Annotated in this window: 29 protein-coding genes; 28 read left to right on the top strand and 1 reads right to left on the bottom strand. The window is 47.7% G+C overall.

What is annotated here, in order from left to right:
• Positions 1-288: 288 nt before the first annotated feature.
• The 21 genes from trpE to C7R93_RS03565 all read left to right on the top strand — a co-directional run bounded on the left by trpE (position 289) and on the right by C7R93_RS03565 (position 19,619).
• Positions 289-1,803, top strand: coding sequence for an anthranilate synthase component I (trpE, locus tag C7R93_RS03665; RefSeq protein ID WP_106837519.1), 1,515 nt, complete (start codon positions 289-291; stop codon positions 1,801-1,803).
• The gene (gene trpD / locus C7R93_RS03660; protein ID WP_106837518.1) at positions 1,797-2,822 is read left to right on the top strand and encodes an anthranilate phosphoribosyltransferase; all 1,026 of its coding nucleotides are present in this window, start codon (positions 1,797-1,799) and stop codon (positions 2,820-2,822) included. Before trpE ends, trpD begins: the two co-directional genes overlap by 7 nt.
• Positions 2,812-3,612 carry an indole-3-glycerol phosphate synthase TrpC gene (gene trpC / locus C7R93_RS03655; RefSeq protein WP_106837517.1) on the top strand — a complete coding sequence of 267 codons (801 nt, stop codon included), beginning with the start codon at positions 2,812-2,814 and terminating at the stop codon, positions 3,610-3,612. Before trpD ends, trpC begins: the two co-directional genes overlap by 11 nt.
• The gene (locus C7R93_RS03650; RefSeq protein WP_106837516.1) at positions 3,609-4,277 is read left to right on the top strand and encodes a phosphoribosylanthranilate isomerase; all 669 of its coding nucleotides are present in this window, start codon (positions 3,609-3,611) and stop codon (positions 4,275-4,277) included. The genes trpC and C7R93_RS03650 overlap by 4 nt, the downstream gene beginning before the upstream one ends.
• Entirely contained in the window at positions 4,240-5,460 is a 1,221-nt protein-coding gene (gene trpB, locus C7R93_RS03645; RefSeq protein WP_106837515.1) for a tryptophan synthase subunit beta, read from the top strand. The genes C7R93_RS03650 and trpB overlap by 38 nt, the downstream gene beginning before the upstream one ends.
• 2 nt (positions 5,461-5,462) lie before the next feature.
• Positions 5,463-6,281 carry a tryptophan synthase subunit alpha gene (gene trpA, locus C7R93_RS03640; RefSeq protein ID WP_106837514.1) on the top strand — a complete coding sequence of 273 codons (819 nt, stop codon included), beginning with the start codon at positions 5,463-5,465 and terminating at the stop codon, positions 6,279-6,281.
• A 29-nt stretch (positions 6,282-6,310) separates the two neighbouring features.
• Positions 6,311-7,405, top strand: coding sequence for a histidinol-phosphate transaminase (gene hisC / locus C7R93_RS03635; protein ID WP_106837513.1), 1,095 nt, complete (start codon positions 6,311-6,313; stop codon positions 7,403-7,405).
• A gap of 69 nt (positions 7,406-7,474) precedes the next feature.
• Positions 7,475-8,578: a prephenate dehydrogenase gene (locus C7R93_RS03630; RefSeq protein WP_106837771.1), complete on the top strand. Its 1,104-nt coding sequence runs from the start codon at positions 7,475-7,477 to the stop codon at positions 8,576-8,578.
• A 91-nt stretch (positions 8,579-8,669) separates the two neighbouring features.
• Positions 8,670-9,953, top strand: coding sequence for a 3-phosphoshikimate 1-carboxyvinyltransferase (aroA, locus tag C7R93_RS03625; protein ID WP_106837512.1), 1,284 nt, complete (start codon positions 8,670-8,672; stop codon positions 9,951-9,953).
• Positions 9,954-10,273: 320 nt separating this feature from the next.
• Positions 10,274-11,395 carry an amidohydrolase family protein gene (locus C7R93_RS03620; protein ID WP_106837511.1) on the top strand — a complete coding sequence of 374 codons (1,122 nt, stop codon included), beginning with the start codon at positions 10,274-10,276 and terminating at the stop codon, positions 11,393-11,395.
• 147 nt (positions 11,396-11,542) lie between these two features.
• The gene (locus C7R93_RS03615; RefSeq protein ID WP_106837510.1) at positions 11,543-12,133 is read left to right on the top strand and encodes an RNA polymerase sigma factor; all 591 of its coding nucleotides are present in this window, start codon (positions 11,543-11,545) and stop codon (positions 12,131-12,133) included.
• Positions 12,130-12,780: a zf-HC2 domain-containing protein gene (locus C7R93_RS03610; protein WP_106837509.1), complete on the top strand. Its 651-nt coding sequence runs from the start codon at positions 12,130-12,132 to the stop codon at positions 12,778-12,780. The genes C7R93_RS03615 and C7R93_RS03610 overlap by 4 nt, the downstream gene beginning before the upstream one ends.
• A gap of 128 nt (positions 12,781-12,908) precedes the next feature.
• Positions 12,909-13,856, top strand: a complete 948-nt coding sequence (locus C7R93_RS03605; RefSeq protein WP_106837508.1) for a tetratricopeptide repeat protein — start codon at positions 12,909-12,911, stop codon at positions 13,854-13,856.
• A gap of 103 nt (positions 13,857-13,959) precedes the next feature.
• The gene (locus C7R93_RS03600) at positions 13,960-15,078 is read left to right on the top strand and encodes a hypothetical protein (protein ID WP_106837507.1); all 1,119 of its coding nucleotides are present in this window, start codon (positions 13,960-13,962) and stop codon (positions 15,076-15,078) included.
• Positions 15,079-15,087: 9 nt separating this feature from the next.
• Entirely contained in the window at positions 15,088-15,303 is a 216-nt protein-coding gene (locus C7R93_RS03595) for an IDEAL domain-containing protein (RefSeq protein WP_106837506.1), read from the top strand.
• Between the two features lie 89 nt (positions 15,304-15,392).
• Positions 15,393-15,815: a DUF2487 family protein gene (locus tag C7R93_RS03590; RefSeq protein ID WP_106837505.1), complete on the top strand. Its 423-nt coding sequence runs from the start codon at positions 15,393-15,395 to the stop codon at positions 15,813-15,815.
• A gap of 252 nt (positions 15,816-16,067) precedes the next feature.
• Positions 16,068-16,586, top strand: coding sequence for a Rieske (2Fe-2S) protein (locus C7R93_RS03585; RefSeq protein ID WP_069845319.1), 519 nt, complete (start codon positions 16,068-16,070; stop codon positions 16,584-16,586).
• A 1-nt stretch (position 16,587) separates the two neighbouring features.
• The gene (gene qcrB / locus C7R93_RS03580) at positions 16,588-17,259 is read left to right on the top strand and encodes a menaquinol-cytochrome c reductase cytochrome b subunit (RefSeq protein ID WP_106653045.1); all 672 of its coding nucleotides are present in this window, start codon (positions 16,588-16,590) and stop codon (positions 17,257-17,259) included.
• A gap of 28 nt (positions 17,260-17,287) precedes the next feature.
• Positions 17,288-18,079: a menaquinol-cytochrome c reductase cytochrome b/c subunit gene (locus C7R93_RS03575; protein ID WP_106837504.1), complete on the top strand. Its 792-nt coding sequence runs from the start codon at positions 17,288-17,290 to the stop codon at positions 18,077-18,079.
• Between the two features lie 76 nt (positions 18,080-18,155).
• Positions 18,156-18,755 (top strand): DUF1405 domain-containing protein, encoded by a 600-nt coding sequence (locus C7R93_RS03570; protein WP_106837503.1) that lies wholly within the window; start codon positions 18,156-18,158, stop codon positions 18,753-18,755.
• A gap of 48 nt (positions 18,756-18,803) precedes the next feature.
• Entirely contained in the window at positions 18,804-19,619 is an 816-nt protein-coding gene (locus C7R93_RS03565; RefSeq protein WP_106837502.1) for a sporulation protein YpjB, read from the top strand.
• A gap of 59 nt (positions 19,620-19,678) precedes the next feature.
• Here the strand turns inward: C7R93_RS03565 and C7R93_RS03560 are convergent, their stop codons facing one another.
• On the bottom strand, positions 19,679-20,536 hold the full coding sequence (locus tag C7R93_RS03560; RefSeq protein WP_106837501.1) for a YitT family protein: 858 nt from the start codon (positions 20,534-20,536) through the stop codon (positions 19,679-19,681).
• Between the two features lie 216 nt (positions 20,537-20,752).
• On the opposite strand from C7R93_RS03560, the gene C7R93_RS03555 reads away from it, so the two are divergent.
• From C7R93_RS03555 to C7R93_RS03525, 7 genes are all read left to right on the top strand, one after another.
• Positions 20,753-21,091, top strand: coding sequence for a nucleotide pyrophosphohydrolase (locus C7R93_RS03555; protein ID WP_106837500.1), 339 nt, complete (start codon positions 20,753-20,755; stop codon positions 21,089-21,091).
• Between the two features lies 1 nt (position 21,092).
• A complete protein-coding gene (gene dapB / locus C7R93_RS03550) occupies positions 21,093-21,845 on the top strand; it encodes a 4-hydroxy-tetrahydrodipicolinate reductase (RefSeq protein WP_106837499.1) in 753 nt (250 codons plus the stop codon).
• Positions 21,846-21,895: 50 nt separating this feature from the next.
• Positions 21,896-22,306, top strand: coding sequence for a methylglyoxal synthase (locus tag C7R93_RS03545; RefSeq protein WP_106837498.1), 411 nt, complete (start codon positions 21,896-21,898; stop codon positions 22,304-22,306).
• Entirely contained in the window at positions 22,303-22,998 is a 696-nt protein-coding gene (bshB1, locus tag C7R93_RS03540; protein ID WP_106837497.1) for a bacillithiol biosynthesis deacetylase BshB1, read from the top strand. Before C7R93_RS03545 ends, bshB1 begins: the two co-directional genes overlap by 4 nt.
• Before the next feature lie 16 nt (positions 22,999-23,014).
• Positions 23,015-24,142, top strand: a complete 1,128-nt coding sequence (gene bshA / locus C7R93_RS03535; RefSeq protein WP_106837496.1) for an N-acetyl-alpha-D-glucosaminyl L-malate synthase BshA — start codon at positions 23,015-23,017, stop codon at positions 24,140-24,142.
• A gap of 142 nt (positions 24,143-24,284) precedes the next feature.
• On the top strand, positions 24,285-25,508 hold the full coding sequence (locus C7R93_RS03530) for a CCA tRNA nucleotidyltransferase (RefSeq protein WP_106837495.1): 1,224 nt from the start codon (positions 24,285-24,287) through the stop codon (positions 25,506-25,508).
• On the top strand, positions 25,498-26,481 hold the full coding sequence (locus tag C7R93_RS03525) for a biotin--[acetyl-CoA-carboxylase] ligase (RefSeq protein WP_106837494.1): 984 nt from the start codon (positions 25,498-25,500) through the stop codon (positions 26,479-26,481). The genes C7R93_RS03530 and C7R93_RS03525 overlap by 11 nt, the downstream gene beginning before the upstream one ends.
• Positions 26,482-26,506: the final 25 nt, after the last annotated feature.

Here is a 26,506-nt window from a genome sequence, read left to right as displayed (position 1 = left end):
CAATTATGGCGCTCTCTTTTACCATAAGTGAAACGAGAGCGCCTCGTTTTTCCGGTAATAAGCAAAAGCCGGCTGAGAGCAGAGAATGAGTAGAGCAGAGTTGAGATGAGTTAGGTCGAGGAGAGAAGAGAAGGCTGGGTACATATTGACACCCAATCCAGGTCTCTTTGTCTGGATTTTTTTGTATACAAAAAATTCTCCCCCTACCTCTCGCTCTAGGAAGCGGGTGTAGAAAAGGTGGATGTCTCATTCCCTTTTCTCTCCCACTAATTGAGGAGATGAGAGTCCATGTATTTCCCTTCCCTTGCCGAGGTTAAGACCCTCTCGGCGTCGCATTCCCTTATCCCTGTAAGCATGAAACTGTTGGCGGATCAGGAGACACCGATTCGCTTGTATCAGAAGATTCGCACGAGTGATTCTTTTTTGCTGGAGAGTGTAGAAGGTGGTGCTCGTTGGGCGCGTTTTTCTTTCATTGGTATGAATCCTTTTCAGATCGTGGAAGCAAAAGGTGAAGAAATCACCGTTTCCTATCGCACTGGTGAAACGCTTGTCCAGACAGGAAATCCCGTGTCCTTTTTGCGTGAAGAAACCGATCGCTACAAAAGCCCGAAGCTGCCGGGGTTGCCTCGTCTTAGTGGGGGTGCAGTAGGTTTTTTCGGCTACAATACATTGCGCTATTTTGAAAATTTGCCAGCACATCGCAAGGAAGCTGTACGAGTGCCGGATATGCGCTTTCTGTTCGTAGACGAGATGATCGCATTTGATCATTTGAAGCAGGAAATTCAATTGATTGTGAACCTCCATGTGGAGCCAGGCGACACTGCGGATACTATTGGCGAAAAATACAAGCAAGTCTGCGAACGAATCGAGGAGCTGGCTGCAAAAGTCATGGCTCCGCTTGAAATAGATCAACGCATTCAAGTAGCGGCAGATACACCAACGCCATTAACAGTAGAACCAAATATGACGCGCGAGCAATATGAGCAGCTAGTCGTGCAGGCGAAAGAATATATCGCAGCAGGCGACATTTTTCAAGTCGTGTTGTCCCAACGTTTTTCCGTAAAGACAGATGTCGATCCTTTTGCGGTGTATCGATTGCTGCGTACGTTGAATCCTTCCCCGTATATGTACTATCTCGAATACGAGGGCGAGACCGTGGTCGGGACATCACCAGAACTGCTCGTGCGTGTAGAAGATGAAAAAGTAGAGATGCGACCGATTGCAGGAACGCGAAAAAGAGGGGCAACCCCGCAAGAAGATGCTGCGCTAGCGGCTGACCTTTTGGCAGATAAAAAGGAGAGAGCCGAGCACTACATGCTGCTGGATCTAGGGCGCAACGATGTAGGGAAAGTCTCTGCTTACGGAAGCGTGAAAGTGGAGGAAGCACTGGTTATTGAAAACTACTCCCATGTGATGCATATGGTTTCGCATGTGACAGGCAAGCTTCGTGAAGGACTGCACGCTTTCGATGCATTGCTGAGTGCTTTTCCGGCTGGTACGGTATCTGGTTCTCCCAAGCTACGGGCGATGGAAATTATTGCAGAGCTCGAGCCTGACGCACGCCATCTGTATGCGGGAGCAATTGGCTACATTTCGTTTGATGGTTCACTCGATAGCTGTATCACGATTCGAACGTTGTTCTTTCAGGATGGTTACGCACATGTACAGGCAGGAGCAGGCATCGTAGCGGACTCAGTCCCTGCGAGTGAATTTCAAGAGACGGTGAACAAAGCAGCAGCGATGCTCTCTGCGTTAGAAAAAGCTGAACAGATGTTTGTCAGAAAGGTGGAGTTGTCATGCTAACGTACGCGCTAGAGCAAATTCTGCTTGGTAAACACTTAACACGAACGGTTGCAGAAGAGGCCATGGGCGAGATTATGGACGGAAAGGCAACTCCGGCTCAAATAGGTGCATTTTTAGCGAGTCTTCGCTTGAAAGGCGAGGAAGTAGAAGAGATTATCGGTTTTGCCAAAGCGATGAGAGCGCGGGCGATGAGTTTTCCGATCGATCAGCCGGGTTTGGTAGACACCTGCGGAACAGGCGGCGACGGTAGCCATACCTTTAACATTTCGACGGCGAGTGCAATTGTCGCAGCGGCTGACGGGGTACGCATCGCGAAGCACGGGAATCGTGCGGTTTCCAGCAAAAGCGGTAGCGCTGATGTTTTGGAAGCGTTGGGAGTGCCAGTCAATTTATCTCCAAAGGATGCGGCAGACTGCCTGCGTGCAACGAATCTCTGCTTCCTGTTTGCTCCCCTGTACCACCAAGCGATGAAGCATGCGGCTGGTCCGCGAAAAGAATTGGCGATTCGCACGGTGTTTAATTTACTTGGACCATTGACGAATCCTGCAGGTGCCAGCCATCAGCTGATGGGCGTCTATGATGCCAAGCTGCTTCCAAATGTAGCCGCAGTCCTGAATGAGCTGGATGTGAACAGAGCGCTCGTTGTTGCAGGCTCGGATGGTTTGGATGAATTGACGGTCACGGGAACGAGCCATATTGCCGAGTTGCGGGATGGGCGCATTTTGACTTATGAAATCGAGCCTGAACAGTTCGGTCTGCGTAGACATGAGAAGGATGCTTTGCGCGGCGGTGATGCGAATGAGAATGCCAAGATCATTCACGACGTGTTTTCCGGTGCACGCGGGGCAGCACGCGACATCGTTTTGCTGAATGCGGGAGCGATCCTTTACCTCGCAGATCGAGTTAGCTCGATTGAAACAGGAGTTATACGTGCAGCGGAACTGATCGACGGCGGACTGGTCATGCGCAAGCTCGAACACGTTCGTCACATCGCAGGAGGAATGATTCATGCTTCGTAAAATCGTAGAAAAGAAACGCGAAGAGATCGCACGTCTTTATACAGATACAACGGTTTCGGCATTGCTTACAGCAACGAAGGAAGTCCAACGTCCACGCGGATTTCGTCAGGCATTGGAGACGAGTGTACGGCCTGTAAGTGTGATTGCCGAAGTAAAAAAAGCATCGCCATCCAAAGGATTAATTCGACCTGATTTCCAAGCAGTGACCATCGCGAAGGCTTATCAAGCCGCTCGCGCAGAATGTTTGTCTGTTTTGACAGACGAGTCCTTTTTTCAAGGGAGCTTGAGCTATCTGCGGCAAATCCACGAGGCAATCGATCGGCCATTACTCAGAAAAGACTTTCTTCTTGATGAAATTCAAGTCGTCGAAGCAAGAGCAGCAGGTGCAGATTGTGTGTTGCTCATTGCCGCCATTCTCGATCGGGAAATGCTTCGTCACCTGAACCAAACTGCCGAGGAGCTGGGCATGGATGTACTGGTTGAGGTCCATGACAAACGTGAATGCGAGCTTGTTTTTCAAGCGATGGAACCAAAATTGCTCGGGATCAACAATCGAAACTTAAATACATTTCAAACTGACCTTGCCGTGACGCATGAGTTGATTGCAGAGCTGCCCACATCATTGACGGTCGTTAGCGAGAGTGGGATTTCGACACCAGCGGATATTGCGAATGTCCGAAGTGCAGGAGCCAGAGCGGTGCTGGTTGGAGAGCATTTCATGCGCCAAAAAGATGTAGAGCGCGCAGTCATTGATCTCGTGGGAGAAGCAGCACCGGGGGTGAGTGTATGACTCGTTTAAAAATATGCGGGATTAAGCGAGCGGAAACACTTTCGCTGTTAAAAGAGCTAGAAGTTGATTACGTAGGCCTTGTTTTTGCGCCAAGTAAAAGACAAGTTGATGCACAAACTGCTGGAGAATTACTAGCAGCTGTTCCCGGCCATCCTCCTGCTGTTGGCGTGTTCGTGAATCCTACGATAGAAGAGCTGGAGGAAGTGCTACACAAGGCACCGTTATCCGTGATCCAGTTGCATGGACAGGAGACGCCAAAATTTTGCCAGCAAGTTCGGGAGCGGTTTGCAATTCCAGTATGGAAGGCGTTGGCAGTAGGCGGAGAAGCGGATGCTGCTCAAGCAATCCAATCCTATCAAGGCATTGTAAGTGCCTTTTTGTTTGATACGTATGATCCTAGTCATGCAGGTGGTACAGGGAAGAAGTTTTCGTGGGAGCAAATCCCTACTTTGCAAGCTGCATGCAAGGACGCAGACTGCATCATCGCTGGAGGGATTCATGCGGAGAATGTAGGAGAATTAATGGGACAGTATCAAGCAGGGATTGTCGATGTGTCCAGTGGAGTAGAGACGGATGGCGAAAAAGACGCCGAAAAAATAAAAGTATTGGTGGAGAGGGTGAAGGCGCATGAACAACAGTCAAACAACTACGCGAGTCGTGCCTGACGAAAACGGGCGATTTGGTGCCTTCGGAGGCAAGTTTATTCCGGAAACTTTGATGAATGCAGTGACACAGCTCGAGATCGCTTTTGAAGAAGCTCGTCGTGACCCGGCATTTGTTCAGGAATTGAACGGACTTCTCAGCGAGTATGCTGGACGCCCAACCCCGCTCACCTATGCAGAGCGTTTGACGAAAGCGGTCGGCGGTGCCCAAATTTATTTGAAGAGAGAAGATCTCAACCATACAGGTGCACATAAATTGAACAATGCTTTGGGCCAAGCTTTACTTGCCAAACGGATGGGCAAAAAATCAATTATTGCAGAAACGGGCGCTGGTCAGCACGGAGTGGCAAGTGCAACCGTTGCGGCAAAGCTCGGACTCTCCTGCAAGGTGTTCATGGGAGAAGAAGATATTCGCCGTCAGTCATTGAATGTTTTTCGAATGAAGCTGCTTGGTGCCGAAGTCATCCCTGCGGTTTCTGGATCACGTACACTTAAGGATGCGACAAACGAAGCGATTCGCCATTGGGTTTCTCACGTAGATGAAACATTTTATGTCATCGGATCTGTGGTTGGCCCACATCCGTATCCGTACATCGTACGCGAATTCCAGAAAATTATCGGGGAAGAGACTCGCAGTCAAGTCCTGCAAATGCTCAGAAGGCTGCCGGATGAGATCGTTGCTTGCGTGGGTGGCGGAAGTAATGCGATTGGCATGTTTTATCCGTTCATTCAGGATGAGTCTGTCGCGCTCAGAGGGGTAGAAGCGGCAGGAAAAGGAATCGATACCGATAAGCATGCGGCAACACTAACACTTGGACGCCCGGGAGTCATCCACGGTTCCTTGACCTACTTATTGCAGGATGAATGCGGACAGGTACAAGAAGCTCATTCGATTTCGGCTGGCTTGGATTATCCGGGAGTAGGACCTGAGCATGCTTATCTGAAAGACAGTGGAAGAGTGACCTATACATCGGTAACGGATGCGGAAGCTCTCGAGGCAGTACAAGTGCTTTGCCAAACAGAAGGCATCATCCCAGCATTGGAGAGCGCACATGCGATAGCGGAAGCGATAAAACGTGCGAAAGAGATGTCTTCAGACAAAATACTTGTTATTTGTTTGTCTGGTCGAGGTGACAAGGACGTACTGACTATTCAAGAAGCGCTGACAACAGGAGGGGGAGAGTAATCATGACGACAGCTCTTAACAGAATCGATCAATTATTCGCCGATCGAGATCGCAAGCGATTCATCCCGTTTCTAACGGTAGGCGATCCTTCGATAGAAGCAACTTTCCACCTCGTAAAAGCGATGGTCGAAGCGGGGGCTGATCTCATCGAGCTCGGTGTCCCTTACTCCGATCCTTTGGCAGATGGCCCAACGATACAACGTGCTTCAGAGCGCGCGCTGGAAAATGGCGTGACGATCGGGGATGCTTTGCAATTGGTCAAAAGGCTCCGCGAATCAGGTATGGAGGCTTCCATCGTCCTGTTCTCCTACTTCAATCCGGTTTTACAATATGGTATCGAGCGCTTTTTTGCCGATCTTGCGGCCTATGGTGCTGACGGTGTTGTCATTCCTGATTTGCCCATTGAGGAAAATGGTCCAGCAGTGACCGCCGCAAAACAGCATGGTATTCATGTCATTTCACTCGTGGCACCAACTTCCAGTTCCAGAATCAATACGATCGGCGCGCAAGCAACCGGATTCCTCTATTGTGTATCGTCGCTGGGTGTGACGGGTGCCCGCGTGGACCTGCGAGAGGATTTGGCAGATTTTCTGGAGCGAGTAAAGGCGAGCACAACAGTTCCTACAGCGGTAGGCTTCGGAATTTCCACACCGGATCAGGTAAGAGCAGTAGCGCCTCATACGGATGGAGTGATTGTGGGAAGTGCCATCGTACAGCAGATCGAGAAGCATGTTGAAGAGTTGAAAGACCCCATACAAATGCCGCAAGCTGTAGAAAAAATAAAAACCTTTGTACATCAGTTAGCCAGTGCGCTACAATAGTGGGAAAAATGTGACTGGAGTGAACGTGGATGCAACCGAAACAACGCATACTCAATGCCCCGGTATATCAACCTGGCAAGCCCATTGATGACGTCAAACGTGAATTTGGCTTGACAGAAGTCATCAAGCTGGCGTCCAATGAAAATCCTTTTGGTTCCTCACCGAAGGCGAAAGCCGCCATTACGGAACAATTGGATAATTTGGCCCTTTATCCAGACGGTGCAAGCCTTAATCTGCGCTGGGATCTTGCTGACTTCCTCGGGGTCAAACCAGGCCAATTGTTTTTCGGCAACGGGTCTGATGAAATTCTGTTGATGATCTCGCGTGCTTTTTTGGGCGAAGGAACAAACGCAGTCATGGCGACGCAAACGTTCTCGCAATATCGCTCAAATGGGATCATTGAAGGAGCAGACCTGATTGAGGTGCCGTTGAAAGATGGCGTTCACGATCTTGAAGCGATGGCTGCGGCTGTCAACGAGCAGACGAAGGTCATATGGGTATGTAACCCGAACAATCCGTCTGGCACGATTGTAACGACATCCGAGTTGGAAGCTTTTCTGAAAAAGGTTCCCAAAAATGTGCTGGTCGTTTTGGATGAGGCTTACTACGAGTATGTGGTTGATCCAGAATATCCACAAACAGTACCGATGCTCGCTGAGTATCCGAACCTGATTATTTTGCGTACGTTCTCCAAAATCTATGGCCTGGCTGCTCTTCGTATCGGCTACGGTATTGCTACGGAGGAGCTCATTTCCTCTCTAGAACATGTGCGTGAGCCATTCAATACAGGCACACTTGGTCAAGTAGCAGCACGAGCGGCGTTAAAAGACCAGGAATTTGTGAAATCATGCCGCGATCGTAATCGTGAAGGCATGAAGCAGTTTACTGATTCCTTTGACGAGTGGGGACTTTCTTACTATCCATCTCAGACCAACTTTATCTTGGTTGATTTGAAAAAGGATTCCGATGAAGTATTCAAGAAGCTGCTCTCTCAAGGCATTATCGTTCGTTCTGGTAATGCGCTAGGCTTCCCAGGTTTTCAACGCATTACCATCGGGACAAAAGAGCAAAATGATAAGATTCTTTCTGTACTAAAAGAAATCGTGACTGGAGCATTGAAATAGAGGACGAAGATGCCGGGCATGCCTCGGCATTTTTGTCTAAGAGAGTTGAAGGAAGGATAGAGAGTGGAGATGAAAAAAACCACCATTACTGTAATCGGCGTCGGGCTGATCGGCGGCTCAATTGCGCTGTCTATGCGACGCGATCCAAATATTCGAGTTGTCGGCTACGATGTACGTCAGGATTGCCTGGATAAAGCACTGACGCTTGGTGTCATTCATGCTGGCACGACAGATTTGCAAACCGCAGTGCGAGAAGCAAATATCATTTTCCTGGCATCACCTGTAGAGCAAATCGTTGCAACCATTCGTTCGTTAGTGGAAATGGATTTGCAGCCTGGTGTGATCATTACGGATGTTGGCAGTACAAAAGCAGGTATTGTCAGACAAGCGGTAGATGTCATTCCCGATCACGTTACGTTTATTGGCGGACATCCGATGGCTGGTTCGCATAAATCCGGTGTGGAAGCTGCTTCTGACCGTCTTATGGAAAATGCCTACTATGTATTGACACCAGCGCCGGGAACACCTGAAGAAAAAGTAAAGCAATTGTCTGAACTACTCACACTGACACGTGCAAAGGTCGTGCAAATGGACGCGGCTTCCCATGATCAGGTCGTGGGTGCAGTCAGTCATTTTCCGCACATTCTCGCTTCTTCTCTGGTCAATCTGGTGGCAGGGTACGATGAGGAAAATGCTTGGCATGCAACCCTTGCTGCTGGTGGCTTCCGTGACATTACGCGCATTGCATCGAGCAACCCTCAGATGTGGCGTGACATCTTGCTGCAAAACCGCGATCCCATCTTGAAAATCGCAAAAGATTGGGCAAACGCATTGGAAGATGTCGTTCACCTCGTAGAAAAGGGAGATCCAGAAGGAATCGAGCATTTCTTCAAAAAGGCACGTGAATTCCGCGACAGCTTGCCGGAGCGCAAAACGGGTGCATTGCCTCCATTGAACGATTTGTATATCGATATCCCAGACAACCCGGGCGAAATCGGACGAATCACGACACTGTTGGGTGCAAAACAAATCAACATCACGAATCTCCAAATCAGAGAGACACGGGAAGACGTTTATGGGGTGCTGCGCATTACATTCCATTCACAACAAGAGTTGGAAAAGGGAGAGGAAGTTCTTCGCTTTTTCGATTACAATGTATACAAGCGCACATAAGTTTTTTTATGTAAAAACACTTTACAACGAAGACGCTTCACAGTGCGACTGGTGATTTGAGAGAGCGTGAGAGAGAAAAGGAGTGGAAGAAATGCTTCGCGTACAACAAGCCAACCAAATCAAAGGTACCGTTCGTGTGCCAGGAGATAAGTCCATTTCCCATCGTGCAGTTATGTTTGGAGCTCTAGCAGAAGGAACCACAACTATCGAAGGCTTTTTGCCGGGGGCCGATTGCTTGAGCACGATTAGCTGCTTCCGTCGGATGGGGATCGAGATAGAACAACAAGGAGATGCCGTAACTGTACAAGGAAAAGGCTGGTACGGCTTGCAGGAACCATCTCAGCATTTGGATGTAGGGAACTCCGGTACGACCATTCGCTTGATGGCCGGGATCATGGCGACACAGCCTTTCCATGTAGTGATGGAAGGCGATGAGTCCATTGCCAAAAGACCAATGCGCCGTGTGATCGGACCGTTGCGTCAAATGGGCGCCAAAATCGATGGACGAAAAGACGGCGAGTTCACACCGCTATCCATTCGTGGCGGGGAGCTTCAAGGGATTGCGTATCAATCCCCAGTTGCAAGTGCACAAGTGAAGTCAGCGATTATGCTGGCAGGGCTGCAGGCAAAAGGCGTGACGAGTGTAACAGAGCCGCATTTATCCCGCGATCATACAGAGCGTATGCTGCAAGCATTTGGTGTACAAGTCGTGCGTGATGGCTTGACTGTTTCAGTAGAAGGCGGACAAAAGCTGAAGGGCCGTGCCATTTTTGTTCCTGGGGACATTTCTTCCGCTGCCTTTTTGATTGCAGCCGTGATGGTCGTACCAGGCAGCTCTCTTCTGATTGAAAATGTCGGGATTAACCCAAGCCGCACGGGTATCATTGATGTGGTCAAAGCGATGGGGGGAAGCCTGGAGCTGCTCAATGAGCGAGTCGTAAATGAAGAGCCGGTTGCAGACCTTCTCGTAACACATTCGGAGCTGCACGGTATTGAAATCGCCGGGGATATCATTCCACGACTTATTGATGAAATTCCGGTGATTGCCGTCATGGCGACGCAGGCAAAAGGGCAAACCGTTATCCGTGATGCCGAAGAGCTGAAAGTAAAGGAGACAGACCGTATTGCCACGGTGGTAAGTCAGCTGTCCAAATTTGGTGCTAGGGTGACCCCTACCGATGACGGAATGATCGTCGAAGGAAAGACAGAATTGACAGGGGCTGTCATCGATAGCATGGGAGATCATCGAATTGGCATGGCGATGGCGATCGCAGGTCTCGTTGCCGAAGGGGAGACGACGATTGAAAATGATGATGCCATTGATGTATCGTTCCCTGGCTTCCACGAGCTGCTTGTGAGAATCAGTCAAAAGTAAAGAATGAAGAGAAGCCTGTGCCTCTAAAGGGGAGCAGGCTTCTTATTTTGTCGCGAAGAGAAAGCGTTCCGAATTTTAGCAAAAATGATTTGACAAGCGCTTACATTCCATTTATTATAAAAGTACAGTATGGTTTCTCTCCACTCCTATCCAATATAAGAAAGCACATGTGTGCTACCGTCGTTTGAATGCGCTTACATCAACGGCGGTCTTTTTTTGTTTAAAAATCGCTTTGGTCCTAATTTAGTACTTTTTCCCCTTTCTGTGCATATGCTCGTACAAGAATAGTGCATACATAAGAAGCGGGAGGGGGACGAGCTATGCTGGAGCGAGGGATGGTCATACGCGGGGGAACAATTGTCACAGCACTCGAAATGAAAGAAGCTGATATTTGGATTCGTCATGGGAAAATCGTACGAATTGCAAAAGATACCTTGACGAAAAATCCGTTCAACGATTCATATGAAGAAATAGATGCTACTGGTATGTATCTTTTGCCGGGTTTCGTCGCACTCCCGACACATTCGTTATATAAAATCAAAGATGTAGATGTTTATATAGAAGCCATGCGAAATCTCATCAGAAGTGGATGTACAAGCCTGGTGGACATCTTCCGACCAGAGAGTTGGATGAGCAGACCACAGATTCACTATCAACAAACTCAGCATTTCAATAGCTTGTTGGATTATGTTTGGCACGTGGAAATCGATGTCGCTGATCTGCACGGTGACCGCTTAGCGGAGTGGTTTAACCATGGCTGCTCTTCGTTTCATGTCACGATTCGAAATCCAGAAGAAATTTCCACAATAAAATGGGAAACGCTTTTGCAACTTCATACGTCTAAACATACGATCCTTCACATGCAGGTGCAAAATGATCCGTTCTTGAAAAAAGAACAACGGGAACACATTCGCCAGATTTGGATGGAGGCTACTCGTTATTGGCGGTTACGCACTGTCATTACTGATTCTCACGCAGCCTTTCATTTTGAAGAAAATGACCCGTACTTTCATATCTTTCGTTTGCCTGCTGAAGTGACGGATCAAGGGCTTCGTCAATTACATCGTCAATGGTTTGGGAGCTGGCAAGTAGCCTCTCCGATTCACGATGTGCGAATTGATACGCGAAAGAGCTGGTGCAAGCCAGAAGAATTGCTTTCTTTGCTAGTCAGGCTCACTTCGACAAATGTTGCCAAAGTAACTGGACTGTATCCGCGAAAAGGAAGCTTGACAACTGGCGCAGACGCTGATATCGTTTTCCTGAAAAAGGAAAACTGGTTGACAAAGATTGATCTTTCCACTATTCTCAATTTTAGTGAAATGCATCTTCCAACATCTGTTATGTCGAACGGTAAATGGATATATCGAGATATGCGGTTTATCCCTTTGATTGGTATGGGTAAGTGCTTATTCGACACGAAGCCCTACGCTTATGTCATATAACCCCGGTTTGGGGGTTTTTTCGTGAATGGTTTCCAGCAGACAGACGAGAAAAAGAATCGTAAGGTCGCGCAACTTTTTACATCCCCAGCAGTCTAATTATGCAAAAGGCCGCTGAGGGATCGGAATCGCAAGGAGGTAATCCTGATCATGACCGATTCCCAGCTTATCCGAGAGATTAAAGAAGGTAATCTGGAATGCTATGCTGAACTGATTCGTCGATATGAAAAAAAGATCCTCTCATTTGTCACTCATCTTTTGCGTCAGGCACATTTAGAGCATATAGCGGAGGATATATGTCAGGAGACGTTTTACAAGGCGTATAAGAGCATTCATTCTTTCCGAGATGTAGAAGCTACATTCTCCACCTGGCTCTATACGATTGCACGCAACTCCGTACTCAGTGAATTGCGCAAGAGCCGCAATTCTGACGTGTATCTGGATGATACGTTGCAAGTGCCTATGGCATCTCCAAAGTCACTGCCTGAGCAAGTTTTGCTCCGGAATGAACGGGAGAGCATGGTAAGACTGGCAATCAACAGCTTGCCAGAGAAGCAACGCTCAGCGCTGATATTACGCGAGTACGAACAAATGGATTACACAGAAATCGCTACGATACTAGATTTAACAGTGAGTTCTGTGAAGTCTTTGCTGTTTCGAGCGCGGCAAAGTATTCGTGGACAGTTGGAAAACTACATCCTGGACCCTCATTTGGATGAAGCTGAAGGGATGAATCGATGATGAGATGTGAAGAAGTTCAGGAAATACTGCCTGAATACGCCGAAAATCTGTTGCCTGAGGTGACTCAACGCCGGGTTGATCACCATATGGCGGCATGCTATGCCTGTCGTTCCGACTATGAGATATGGTCGGACAGTGGTGAGTGGATGGAGATGGATAAAGAAGAATACCATTCTGTAACTCCATCACGTTCCATTGTAGACGCGGTGATGGCCCGTATTTTATCGGAAGAGCAGTGGGCGATCCCAATTGGCAGGAAAATTTTCAGCGTGACAGCGAGAATGCGACGCATGGCTGCGAGTGTAGCTGTTTTGTTGCTCATGGTCTTTTCGTTCACTTTATATGTGAATACAAGTACCACGGAGCACGCGAATTCTCTGGTTATTAACGGAGAAGTTATGGAGATTAACACGCCAAAAGCGCAAGTCATTTCCTCTTCGATGCAAACAGACGATGGTACATACGTGGTAGAAGCACAGCCATATACGTCGCAGGGAGATTCGCTGGAACATGCCACTGCTTCGATCGTACCGCTCGATGGGAAGCCGACTTCTACTGATTTAGCCAAACCGAATTACAATATCGTACTTAGTATTTTTGGAATCCTTATCACTGTTCTTACAATGAGCTGGCTAACGCGAGCGTAATGGTATATGATCAAGAGTAAAAGAAAAGACCGTCTTCGGACGGTCTTTTGTGGCTATTTTATTAGAGTGGTTGTTCAACAAGCACGTAGAGCAACAAGGCCACGCAAAATACATATGAGGTGAAAGAAATGCCGAAAAAGTGGCTGCTTGTCATAGACGAAGCGATCAAGCGTATCGAAAACGATGAAGTGGAGTTGGGTTTGACCGCCTTGCAAAAGGTTCAGGAACATGGAAAAGATTTGCCGGATGTCATGATGTATTTGGCAGAGGTCTGGTACCGACTCGGTCATTTGGAAGAGGCGGGTCAATTGCTGACAGATGTCATGGCGAAAAATCCACAAATGGATTCCTCTTTGCGTAGAGAATGCCAGCTGCTGTTGGCGGAGATTGCTTTGGACTCCAGTGATTTTGAGACGGCGCAACATCTTCTCTATGAATGCAAAGAATCTGGCTTTGAAAGCATCCAGCTTGACTTGCTGCTCGCGGATCTGTATTCACTCCAAGATTTAGATGAAGTAGCGGTCAAGTATTTGGAGCAAGCGAGACTAAAAGAGCCAGATAACCAAGATATTATGGCAGCGTTGGGTAATATGTATTTCCGTATAGGAGAAGACGAGAAAGCAATGAAGCTCCTGGAACGAGCTGGGGATGAAAGTCTGTCCATGCTTCTGACGAAGGGGCGTTCGTACGCACAAAGCGGTCAATTCGAACAGGCTTACCAAGTATTCCGTCAGGCGTTGGTCATGGATCGTTCGCCAGAAGTGCTTTACGGATGTGCACTGATGGCGTTCCACGTAGGACGACTGGATGAAGCAGCAGAATTGGTTAGCAGTTTGCAAGCGGTCGACGAGGAGTATGTGGCTGCGTACCCATTATCTGCAGATGTGAATCTTTCGATGGGGAAAACAGAAGCGGCTATTGAGGCTTTGAAGCAATATGTATCTTTGTCAGGTTTCGATTTGGATCAGATCCGTAGGTTGATTGCCCTTTTGACTCAAGCGGGGCGCTATGAGGAAGCGAAAGAATACCAACAGCTTCATGACCTGTGGGACCATGAAACCGACGAGGAATCATAAAAAATCGACAAACAGGAAGTCACTTCGGTGGCTTCCTGTTTATTTTTCCGCATTTTGGCAAGAATGAGAGACAAGTAAGCCATCGTAAAGAAGGGATGCAAAGATGAACTTGGCTGAGATTTTGGTGTACACCGATATCCGGCAGCTCCATCAGATTGCCAACCATTACGGATGCGAATGCAACCCTCATTCCAAAAACGAATTGATTACGTCACTGCTGTCTAGCTTGAGGCACAGGTTGACAATCTCTCAAGAAGTTGAGCAGCTGAGCAGTGCGGAGACCCATTTTTTGCTCCAATTGTTCCTGGACAAGCGTACGGTCATGTCGCTTGAGGATTTGTTGGCGAAGGCTGGAGTGGCACTGGAGTGTGAAAAGGAAAAAAAGCAGGAGGAAGGACGGAAGTTTGTTGCAGCTGCAATGAAGCGAGGATGGATTTTTCCGGCGAAAAGTAAAACAGTAGGGCAGTATCAAATTCCGCTGGACATCCGTGAGCCGTACTTGCAAGCGTGGCTAACGAAGTGGCGTGAGTCAAACGCATTAGTTCATCCCGGTCCGCAAGCTTATAGGGATGAGGGAACAGCTCTATGCGATGATATCATGCAATTTTTACAATTTCTCCAGCAGGAGCCAGTGCCGCTAACCGCAGAAGGTGGCATGTACAAGCGTCATCAGCAGCAGCTTTTTCAATTTTTGTACGTAAAAGAAGAGCCGCTATTGCCGCAAAAATGGCGTTTTGGGTACGGTCTGCACTTTGATTTATACCCTGACCGTTTTTCGTTGCTATACGATTTCTGCTACTATCACCGATGGATTGAAGAAGTGGATGGCAAGGTAGCAATAACGGAAGCAGGGAGGGAGCGACTGGAGCAAACGTATAACGATCAATTGTACCATGATGTCATTCGCTTCTGGATGAGGCTGTACAAGCGGGCTATTCCGAACTTGCCGATGCTGGTTCAGCTTATTCCATTGATCGCATCGGGTGGTTGGGTAAGTCAGCAATCGCTGATGGACACGCTGCTCCATTGGATGAAAGAGTTTTACTACGATTCGCCTACAGATATTTTGGTGAATCGGGTATGCAAGATGATGGTGCATCTGGGATTGTTGCGCGTCGGTCAAGACGAAGAGGAGCAGTGGTTATACACCGCAACGTATGCGAGCCAGACTTGGCTTCGAAAATACAATGGTTTTACCGAAACGACTATTTTATTGAAGTGAGGGATGGGTATGGAGTGGCCGAATTTCTATTCCAACGCGTACGGAACGAACAATCAAATGGTTTCCGGTTTACTATCTGAAATGGTGATAGACGAGCAGATGCGTCAATATCGCAAGCGCACGCTAATCCAGGAGATTGATGAGGCACTTGCAACGAAAAACAAAGAGCTGTTTTTGCGGTTAACAGACGAATTAAAAGAAATCATGGCTTACGAGCAAGCCTAATTACATAATCGTATGTGTTATTGCGAGTCTCCGACCATTCATGGTACGCTTGTTTCCAGAAATGAACGAGGAAATGAGGAGACGGCTCTATGCAGTGGAACTTGAACGATTTTGAAAACTGGGAGGAGTTGCGGTCCTTTGTGGATACCGCGCTGCTCCCTCTTTATTTGTACAGCTCGGACAGAAAAGTAGAAGAGCATGTTGTGCGCACGAACTACTTATTAAATGTGGCTGCCGGGATTGAGCAGCGGCTGAAGGGACGCGTGCTGCTGTTTCCGTTAAGCTATCAAATTGCAGAAGAACAGCTGGAGCAAAGAACACCGGCGGAATTCCTCTATAAAGTAGTGCTTCATTTTCGTGGAGAACAGATTCAACTAAAGGAACGATCGGAAGAAGGCGTGTTGACTTTAATGGTAGGGGATGAAGACCTGGACTCTTCTTTGCGATTTGAAGTGACCGTGGATGTGCTGTACAAAGAGGTCATCAAGATGTGGCAAACTGGGCGGGGATAATCGTTTTGACTTAACAAAGAGACGCAATAGAGAAAGCGTTTTCCGGTAATACTACAGAAAAATGGGTGGGGCAAGGTCTTAAATTTGACAATCTGGCAACAATATCCTGTCACACATCGTTTGGGTAAAGACATGTCCACTGGACATTCTTGACATCTTTATAGGCGTTAGCTATGATTGGGATTGACCTAGTGTATATGTATGAAAATGCCATCGTAGCGCTATTTTACAGGATAAGGAGGGAAAAAAGATATGGGAGACAAACGCGAAATTTCCAGGCGTACTTTTTTGAACTACGCCCTGATGGGAACTGGCGGATTCCTTGCTGCGGGAATGATCACCCCAATGATTCGCTTTGCGGTAGACCCCCTTCTGCAAGGACATGCAGGTGGAGATAAAGTAGCTGTCGGCAGTCCGGATGAGTTTAGTGCCGTGCCAAAACGCGTTGAATTCAAGGTCCATACCAAGGACGGTTGGTATGAATCAGAATCTACACTTACTGCATGGGTTACCAAGAACGACAAGGGTGAGATTCTTGCTCTGTCCCCGATCTGTAAGCACTTAGGGTGTACGGTTGACTGGGGAACTGGCCCAGGACAACCAAATGAGTACTTCTGTCCTTGCCACATGGGTCGTTATTCGATCAATGGCGAGCACATTTTGGGAACGCCACCGACGGCCTCTCTTGATGAGTATGAGACAGAAGTCAAAGAGGGAAAATTGTATTTAGGTAAAGTGAAAGCAAATCCTCGTCCGGGGGTGAACGGCTAAAATGATGCAAAAAATGTATGATTGGGTCGACGAGCGCTTAAACATCACTCCGATGTGGCGTGACTTGGCTGACCACGAAGTACCTGAGCACGTGAACCCGGCACATCATTTTTCCGCTTTTGTTTACTGCTTTGGTGGACTTACGTTCTTTATTACCGTTATTCAAATTTTGTCTGGTATGTTCTTGACTATGTACTATGTACCAGACGTTATCAATGCTTACGAATCCGTTAAGTACCTCCAGAACGAAGTAGCGTTCGGGGTAATCGTACGCGGTATGCATCACTGGGGTGCCAGCTTGGTAATCGTGATGATGTTCCTACATACTCTGCGTGTATTCTTTACAGGTTCATACAAAAAGCCTCGTGAATTGAACTGGGTAGTCGGCGTACTGATTTTCTTCGTTATGCTGGGTCTTGGTTTCACAGGGTATCTCTTGCCTTGGGATAACACAGCATACTTTGCGACTAAGGTAGGTGTACAGATTGCAGACTCTGTACCATTTATTGGTCCTTATGTAAAAACGTTGCTCACAGGTGGAGACATTCTAGGGGCGCAAACGCTTACTCGTTTCTTCGCGATTCACGTATTCTTCCTACCAGGCGCACTGCTTGGTTTGTTGGGAGCTCACTTTGTTATGATCCGTTCGCAAGGTATTTCGGGTCCACTATAATCGGTCTTCGAAAAAAGGAGGAAATAGCATGGCAAAACAAGATAAAGATGCTACCTTCGTCGGAGATTCCCGAGTATCGGCGAAGCGTATCCCAAACATTTCTCCATCCTACGCGGACTTTCCAGGTAAAAACGAGCCGTTTTGGCCGAACTTCCTGTTGAAAGAGTGGATGGTGGCAGCCGTTTGCTTGGTTGGCTTCCTCGTGTTGACGGTTTCTCATCCGTCACCGTTGACTGACAAAGCAAACCCGAATGATACATCATTCATTCCGTTGCCAGACTGGTACTTCTTGTTCCTGTATCAATTGCTGAAATATCCATGGGCTGCAGGGGATTGGGTCGTGCTTGGAATCGTTGTTATTCCAGGTATCGCATTTGGTGCACTGATGCTGGCGCCTTGGCTGGATACCAGCAAAGATCGTCGTCCAAGCAAGCGTCCAGTTGCTACTGGCTTAATGCTGACTGCACTGGTTGGTATTTTTTACCTGACGTGGGCGGCAAACCATGAATATCATCTGGCTCACCCAGATAAAGGTAAAGGAACTGGTGGCAAAGAGGGATCTAGTGCAACAGCACCTGCTCCTGCAGACACTAGCTTTAAAGCAGATGCACTTTGGAAAGCGCAAACAAGCTGTATGGGATGCCATGGTAAAAACATGGAGGGTGGCATGGGTCCAAACCTCCAAACAATCGGTGCAACTTTGGATGCAGCCAAGATTACTGACGTCATAAAGAACGGTAAAGGCGCAATGCCAGCCGGTTTGATCAAAGATGATGCGGAAATCGCAAAGCTGGCTGAATACATGGCTGGCTTGAAATAAGCTAATAGAGGAAAAGCTGGCTGGTAATGCGGTCAGCTTTTTCTTTAGCGGCGTACACAGCGGGAGACGATTATACATGATCTGGATATGGGAGTGGTTTCGGCAATCTTTGGGCAAAAGGTGGTTTCTTTGGACGCTGTTCGTCGTCAACTTTTTGGGAACCATATATGGATTCATGTGGTATGGTAACCAATTGGCTGAGACACCAGCGTATTTAATTCCTTTTGTCCCTGACAGCCCGACAGGTAGCGGACTTTTTTCGCTTGTACTCCTTACCTATTTGTTGGGTCGCCACATTCCTGTACTGGAAGCTTTGGCTGGCATCACCAATTTTAAGTATGGTGTCTGGGCCGTCTGCATTATCGTGGTTGGTTGGATGATGGGCAATGAAGTGCGTTGGACAGACGTGATGCTGATCATTTCCCACACCGGCATGGCTGTGGAATCTGTTTTGTATGCGCGTTTTTACAAGCTAAGTCTTCTGCCGGTGGGAATCGCTGCGCTGTGGACACTGAATAATGATTTTCTCGATTACGTCATGGACATCCATCCGTGGCTGCCGAGTGTGCTGGATCCGTATGAGGGCTTCGTTGGCTTGTTTACGGTTCTTCTCAGTCTGATCTCGATCTCGGTGATCTGGTGGGTCAATATGAAGTATACGACAAATAAGGTCTAATCTTGTCCTCCTTTCCATAGGCTGTACTAGGGAAGGAGGTTATTTGCGTTGAAGAAAAATATCCGGTTTTTATTATTCTTTCTCATGATCGGGTTGTTCTTGTCGTGGCCCATTCATAATTTGTACTCGAAGCTGAACCAACCGATAGAAGAAAAGCAGTTGGCAGCATTGGATCAAATTGCGCATGAGTTACTGACGTATGCAAAAAAGGGAGATCTTGAAGGGGCAGAGCAGCGCATTGTACAACTGGCGGAACGATTCCCGAACCAGCATTTGCCCAATCCGATACGAATTGAGAGTTTGAATGCAGTGACTCAGTCCATATTGGCAGCCAAGCAAAGTTTTGCATCTGCAAACGCAAGTGAACAGCAATTGCTGTGGCATGCCACGCGGGTCCGTATCGCCATAGACGCATTGACACATGATCACCAGCCGATGTGGCGCAGCTACTATCCTTCACTCGTAACACAGGTCCAAAATTTGCAGCTATCGGCTGTTGAACGGAATTTCAGTCAGTTTCGCGAACAGTTCGATGAGAATTACCGATTATTTTTGGCCATTAAGCCAGGCATGAGTATTCAGCTTCCGGAGGGACAAATGTCCTCGATTACGGTTGCCTACGATATCATATCCAAAGAGATGCGGAACTCCCAAGTAGATTGGCAGTTAGTACGAGAGGCGTTGCGAGAATTGAACAACTCTTTTCAAGTGGCTTTTGTGGGAGAAGAGAAGAGTACGTTTGCTCGTTTGATGATGCGGCCAGATTCACCTATCGTGATTCTCGCATCGATCTCGATTGCTTTGGTCATGGCCTTGTCTTATGTGGCGTGGAAGAAATATGATGGAGAAATCCGTTCAACTTAATGGATGCAAAAAACCTTGCCTGTACGAAAAGGCAAGGTTTTTTGCTGTGCTGCTTCGTTCTAGTCGTGAAGCGGTTTCTTGTTTTCATCAAGGGTGAAGCCTTCTCCGAGAACTTCATGCACATCGTTGACGATGACAAAAGCATGCGGATCAATTTCTTGCACAATGGTTTTAAAACGCATGACTTCATTTCGGCTGACAACGACATAGATGACTTTCTTTTCATCGCCAGAGTAGGCACCTTTACCCGCAAAGAGTGTCACACCTCGTCCTAGATCGAGAAGTTGCGTGGCGATGTTATCTGCTTCGTTGGATATGATCGTCATTGCTTTTCCTGCGTACGCGCCATCCTGGAAAAAGTCGATGACACGTGCTGCGATAAAGACGACGACGAGGGTATACATGGCGCTCTCTAGATTCAAATAGACGAGGGACGCCCCAATGACCAAGATGTCTCCGAAAAACAACGTCCTCCCCATACTGATACCCATGTATTTCTGAAGCAGTCTAGCAATGATGTCTACACCGCCGGTTGTCCCGCCGTAACGGAAAATAATCCCTAGACCGACACCAACAGCTACCCCGGCATACAGGGAAGCGAGCAAGCGATCTTTCATCGGCAATGGAAGTACACCATCAAATACGGACAAAAAGACGGAGAGAGAAACCGTTCCCAAAATCGTGTAGAAAAAAGAAGTTCGTCCAAGAATTTTCCAGCCCAAGAAAAATAGCGGTATGTTCAGGACGAAGAAGACGATTCCCTGATCCACAGCAGGAACTAACAGCTTGATCAAAATACTGATACCAGTAATTCCACCCTCAGCTAGATGGTTGGGAATGTTGAACGCGTTAATACCAAATCCCATAATGGCAGAACCGATGATAATGGCAATGATACTGTCAAGACGAATTTTCATATTTCCTCCTGTTCGCCGGACCAGGAAAAGGCTTCCCCCCGGACATGATGTGCAGGTAATACTTGGGTTACCTGAGGGCTATCCGAAAGCCATTATAAATGAACGCTCGTTTGATTGTCCATATGCTGGAAAGACAAAGTATTGTGATTTGGCAAACGAAGCCTTTTTTAGTACGATAGGTGAAAGAGAGAAGAATGTGAAAAAAGGAGTGGGCGGATGGAACGGGAAAAGACTATGCAAGAGATGCAGCATGAAGTTGATCAATACATATCGCAATTTAAAGAAGGCTATTTTTCCCCGCTTTCGATGCTGGCTAGGATGACGGAAGAAGTAGGTGAACTAGCCAGAGAGATTAACCATTTCTATGGGGAAAAACCGAAGAAAAAGGACGAAGGCGAAAAAACAGTAGAGGAAGAGCTGGGTGACGTACTCTTCATCGTGATTTGTTTCGCAAACTCACTCGGTATCGATTTGCAGGAAGCGTTTGATCGTATTATGCACAAGTTTAATACTCGCGATAAAGATCGCTGGACGAGAATAGAGGAGAACGAGTAGCATGACTAAACAAATCCGTGTAGCAGTTGCAGGCGCAAATGGTCGAATGGGGCAAGAAGTAGTGAAAATGCTAGCGCAAGATCCCACGCTCGTTTTTACAGGCAATCTGGACACGCGTGTGAGCGAAGAGGGAATCAATCAGCAACTGGACGAAATGAAGCCGGATGTTCTAGTAGACTTTACGACTCCGCATACCGTGTATCGTCATATGGAGCTCTGTCTGGCTCGTGGTGTGAGACCGGTCGTGGGAACAACGGGACTGACGACAGAGCAGCTGCAAGAGATGACAGAACGCTATAAAGAAGCGGGACTGGGTGCCATCATTGCCCCGAATTTTGCGATCGGCGCGATTCTATGTATGAAGTTTTCCGCAATGGCGGCAAAATATATGCCGCATGTGGAAATTATCGAGCTGCATCATGACCGCAAGCTGGATGCGCCAAGCGGAACTGCTTTGAAGACGGCCGAGATGATCGCAGCCGTTCGGGAAGAGCTCAAGCAAGGGCATCCTGAAGAGGTGGAAACGATTCCAGGCGCTCGCGGTGCTGACTACGAAGGCTTCCGGATTCACAGTGTCCGTCTGCCAGGCATGGTTGCTCATCAGGAGGTTTTGTTTGGTGCAACAGGACAAACGCTCTCCATTCGCCACGACTCGATTAACAGAGAATCATTCATGCCAGGCGTGAATATGGCCATTAAAGCCGTGATGAATATGAACGGATTGATTTACGGATTGGAACATCTGATTGATTAAACGTTTGATTAACATACACACGATACCCAGCCATAAAGGGAGAGGTTTTCTTGAAAATTGCATTGATTGCCCATGATCGAATGAAAGAACAGATTGTGCAACTAGCGATGGCCTATGAATCCATTTTGGCAAAACACGAGCTGTATGCAACAGGAACAACTGGGTCGCGAATCATGGAAGCTACGTCGCTGTCCTTAACCCGGTTTCTGTCAGGGCCATTAGGAGGCGATCAACAAATCGGTGCGATGATCGCCCGCAATGAGATGGACTTGATTATCTTTTTGCGTGATCCGCTTACCTCACAACCACATGAGCCTGATATTATCGCGTTGCTTCGACTGTGTGATGTGCACAAGATACCGTTTGCCACGAATCTCGGTTCGGCAGAGATCATGCTGAAGGCTTTGGAGCTGGGACAACTGGATTGGCGCGAAGTGGTGCATGAGGAGAATGAAGCATGAGTTCACTCGATATTTTGGCAATCGGAGCGCATCCTGACGATGTCGAGATTGGCGCGGCAGGCAGTCTGATCTTGGCAGCCAAAGAGGGGAAGCGCGTGGGGATTCTTGACTTGACCTATGCTGAGCTGTCATCGAATGGAACGGTTGAAAGAAGGCAGCAAGAGGCGGCTGCGGCTGACCAAGTGATGGGAGTGGCTGCTCGCTATAATTTTGGTCTACCTGATCGTGGCTTGGAAGCTGTCAGGGAAAGTGCGATTGAACGTGTCGTAAAGCTAATTCGTGAAATACGCCCAGCCATTGTGCTTGCGCCTTATTATTCGGATCGTCATCCAGATCACGAAAGCGTAAGTCGGATCGTTCGAGAGGCGGTGTTTAATGCGGGCATCCGCAAGTATTTGCCGGAGCCTTCTTTGCCTGCTTATCGACCTTCGCAATTCCTTTACTATTTCATTAATTCCACTGTCACGCCTCAGGTTGTCGTGGATATCACCGCTGTTTATCCGCAAAAAATGGAGGCGCTGCGTTGCTACCGCAGTCAGTTTGAGCTAGAAAAAGGTAGTGTTCAAACACCGCTAACCAATGGGTATTTGGAGTCTGTCGAGTATCGAGAGCGACTGTTTGGTCAGCAGGCTGGTGTAGCCTATGCAGAAGGATTTGTCAGTGCAGCTCCGTATGTATTAAAGAGCTTGTGAGAAGGAGTGACACTGTATGAAGATCGGGATTACTTGCTATCCGTCATTGGGCGGATCGGGGGTAGTAGCCACAGAGCTGGGCAAGCTATTGGCCGAGCGGGGACATCAAGTCCATTTCATTACAGGTGGAATGCCATTTCGCTTAGGAGCGTTTCACCCGAACATTTTTTATCATGAAGTAGAAGTGAACAACTATGATGTTTTTAAATATCCACCCTATGATTTGACCTTGGCGAATCGAATGGCGCAAGTGGCGAAAAATGAAAACTTGGACTTATTACATGTGCATTATGCTGTGCCACATGCGTTGTGTGCGTTTCTCGCCAAGCAAATGGTTGGGGATCATTTGAAAATTGTGACCACCTTGCATGGGACTGATATAACTGTTCTGGGTTATGACTCGAATTTGAGTGATATGATTCGCTTCGGCATTGAGCGAAGCGATTTGGTAACAGCGGTGTCCAATGATTTGATCAGGCAGACGAAAGAGCTGCTGCATGTTGAAAAAGAAATAGTCCCTGTGTACAACTTCGTAGACAAGCGGCGTTATTACCCGAAAGAGGTAACGAAGCTGAAAAAGGTATTTGCACCGAATGGTGAAAAAATTCTTATGCACATCTCTAATTTCCGTCCGGTCAAACGAGTTCCGGATGTGATTGAAATATTTTCGCGCGTACGTAAAGAAATGCCTTCCAGACTGATCCTCATTGGTGAAGGGCCCGAAATGGGTCTGGTCCGCAAGATGATCGCTGAGCTCGATCTGAGTGACGATGTTTGCTTCCTCGGCAAGCAGGAGGACGTCGCAGAGGTATTGTCGATGGCAGACATCATGCTGCTCCCATCGGAAAAGGAAAGCTTCGGTCTCGTCGCATTGGAAGCAATGGCTTGTGGTGTGCCTGTCGTCGCTACAGTGGCAGGAGGATTGCCCGAAGTCGTTCTGGATGGTGTGAACGGCTTTTTGCGTCCAATCGGGGACGTTGAAGGCATGGCGAAAGAAACGATTCGTCTCCTCCAAAACGAAGAGCTATACCGCGAATTTTCGACGAATGGCATTGAACGATCCTGCAAAACGTTTTGTCACGAAACGATTGCATCCCAGTATGAAGCGCTTTACGCCAACTTGCTGGCTAGTACATCCGATTAAAAACTAAGTTTTTGAACGTAAGATCGAGCTTTTGGCTAGCTGATGCACTTTGGATATAAAAATAAACAATCCATACAAAACTCTCATGAAAAACGCCTCCTTGTGTAGATCAGGCGGAGCAAACTAGAAAGGGGGGATTGGATTGGCGATAGAATTGGCAAAGCGTGTTCTTGACAGATTGGAGGAACACGGCTTCGAAGCTTACTATGTAGGTGGTTGCGTCCGCGATTGGCTTTTACAACGACCTGTTCATGATATAGATATATGTACGAATGCCCATCCCGGCGACGTCATCCGATTGTTTCCCGATCATGTCCCGACTGGTCTGAAACACGGTACTGTGTCTGTAAAAGTTGAGGGGCAGATGTTCGAGGTAACCACGTTTCGGACGGAAGGAAAATATGAAGATTACCGACGACCCGCTGAGGTTCAGTTCGTTTCAGAACTTCGGCTCGATCTGGAGCGACGAGATTTTACGATGAACGCAATGGCTATGGATCGTAATCAAGTATTGCACGACCCGTTCGGTGGACGTGAGGATATGGAGCATCGGATGGTTCGGGCTGTAGGCATCCCACTAGAGAGATTTCAGGAGGATGCTCTTCGGCTTTTACGAGGTGTACGGTTTGCTTCCCAATTAGGTTTTGCTATAGAAGATCAGACCATGCTAGCCATGAAACAGACGGCACCTTTATTAGCTCATATTGCTGTGGAGCGGATAAGGGAAGAGCTGAATAAAACACTCGACAGCAAAGCCCCAGAGGTAGGTTGTCAGTTGTTGAATGAAACGAAGCTCATGGCTTATGCCCCTGGTGTAGAAAAACTGTTCGTCCTGTCGAATGAGCATGTCTGGCGGCTCCATCATTTGGAAAGCATAACTCAAAAATGGTCGTTACTACTGTTTGCGGCGAATTATTCTCCTGTACAATCGCGTGAAGTATGTCAGTTCCTCAAAATGTCCAAGAGAGAAACAGAAGCAATTTGTTGCTTGGTTGAACTTCTGACACGATTGCAGCCGCAATGGGATGTCCCTCAATCAATCGAGTGGGGGCCACTGCTGCTTGAAGTAGGGTGGGACACGTGCAACGAGTTCGCCATTTTATTGCAAGCGTGTTGGTGGAAAGAGAGGCAATCGTTCTCGAAACAAGCACTCATCGATCAATACGAGAGCATGCCTGTCAAAACTCTCAAGGATTTGGCAATCACGGGGCTTGACCTGCAAGTGGCTATTCAGAAAAAGCCAGGTGAGTGGATTGTCCACGTCTTGGAATCGTTGCTAAGACAAACGGCTTTGCACGGTTTACCAAATACACCAGAAGCACTCGTCGAAGTTGCAAAGAAAGAGGTTGCACAAGATGAACATTAAGCAAGTCATCCTTCAAGCATTCCGTGACCAGCCGGGTAGTTTCATCTCTGGTGAAGAATTAAGCCAAACATGTGGTTGTTCAAGAACGGCGGTTTGGAAACATATCGAAGAGCTGCGCCGGGATGGTTACGAGGTAGAGGCGGTACGCAAATCGGGGTATCGCCTATTGGTAGCTCCTGATCGCTTGTCAGCAGCAGAAATCATGGCTGGGCTTGCGACAGATCGGATCGGACAAAATGTCATCGCTTACGATGAGGTGGTATCGACACAACCACTCGCACACGAGGCTGCTGCCAAAGGGGCAGTAGAAGGTACGCTAGTGCTAGCAGAGCTGCAAACAGGTGGGAAAGGCAGACTAGGTCGACCATGGCATTCTCCGAAAGGTACGGGGATCTGGATGAGCTTGATCATCCGTCCTGCGATTCCTTTGCCGAAGACACCTCAGATGACGTTGTTAACGGCAGTAGCCGTAGCGAAAACGATTCGGGAAGAAACGGGATTGCCTGTCAAAATAAAATGGCCGAATGATATTTTTATTGGAGACAAAAAAGTATGCGGGATTTTGACAGAACTGAATGCAGAATCGGATCGGGTCAATTATTTAGTAATCGGAATTGGGCTCAATGCCAATAGTGTCGAGACTGATTTTCCAGCTGAACTGGCACAGATTGCGACTTCACTTCGAATTGAATCTGGTGAGCCACTCAAGCGTGTTTCGTTTATTCAGCGGCTTTGCCGAATTTTTGAAGAAGAGTACGACCACTATTTGCAAGCTGGCTTCGAGCGTGTAAAACAAGAGTGGGAGGATCATTCGTACACCATTGGCAAATGGGTGACCCTCCAGACGATTTCACAACAGCTTGAAGGTCGTGCCGTTGGCTTAGATGAGGAAGGCGTACTGAAGGTCGAGGATCAGGCGGGACAGATTCACAAAGTTTATTCGGCTGATGTCAATTATCGTGCAAATGATTAAATCATTTGCTATACTCCAATTTGGA

It is taken from the genome of Brevibacillus fortis (genome assembly GCF_003013395.1).
Classification (GTDB): Bacteria; Bacillota; Bacilli; order Brevibacillales; family Brevibacillaceae; genus Brevibacillus; species Brevibacillus fortis.
The sequence above is the reverse complement of the archived record's forward strand: the minus strand, read 5'-3'. Positions and strand labels throughout refer to the sequence as shown.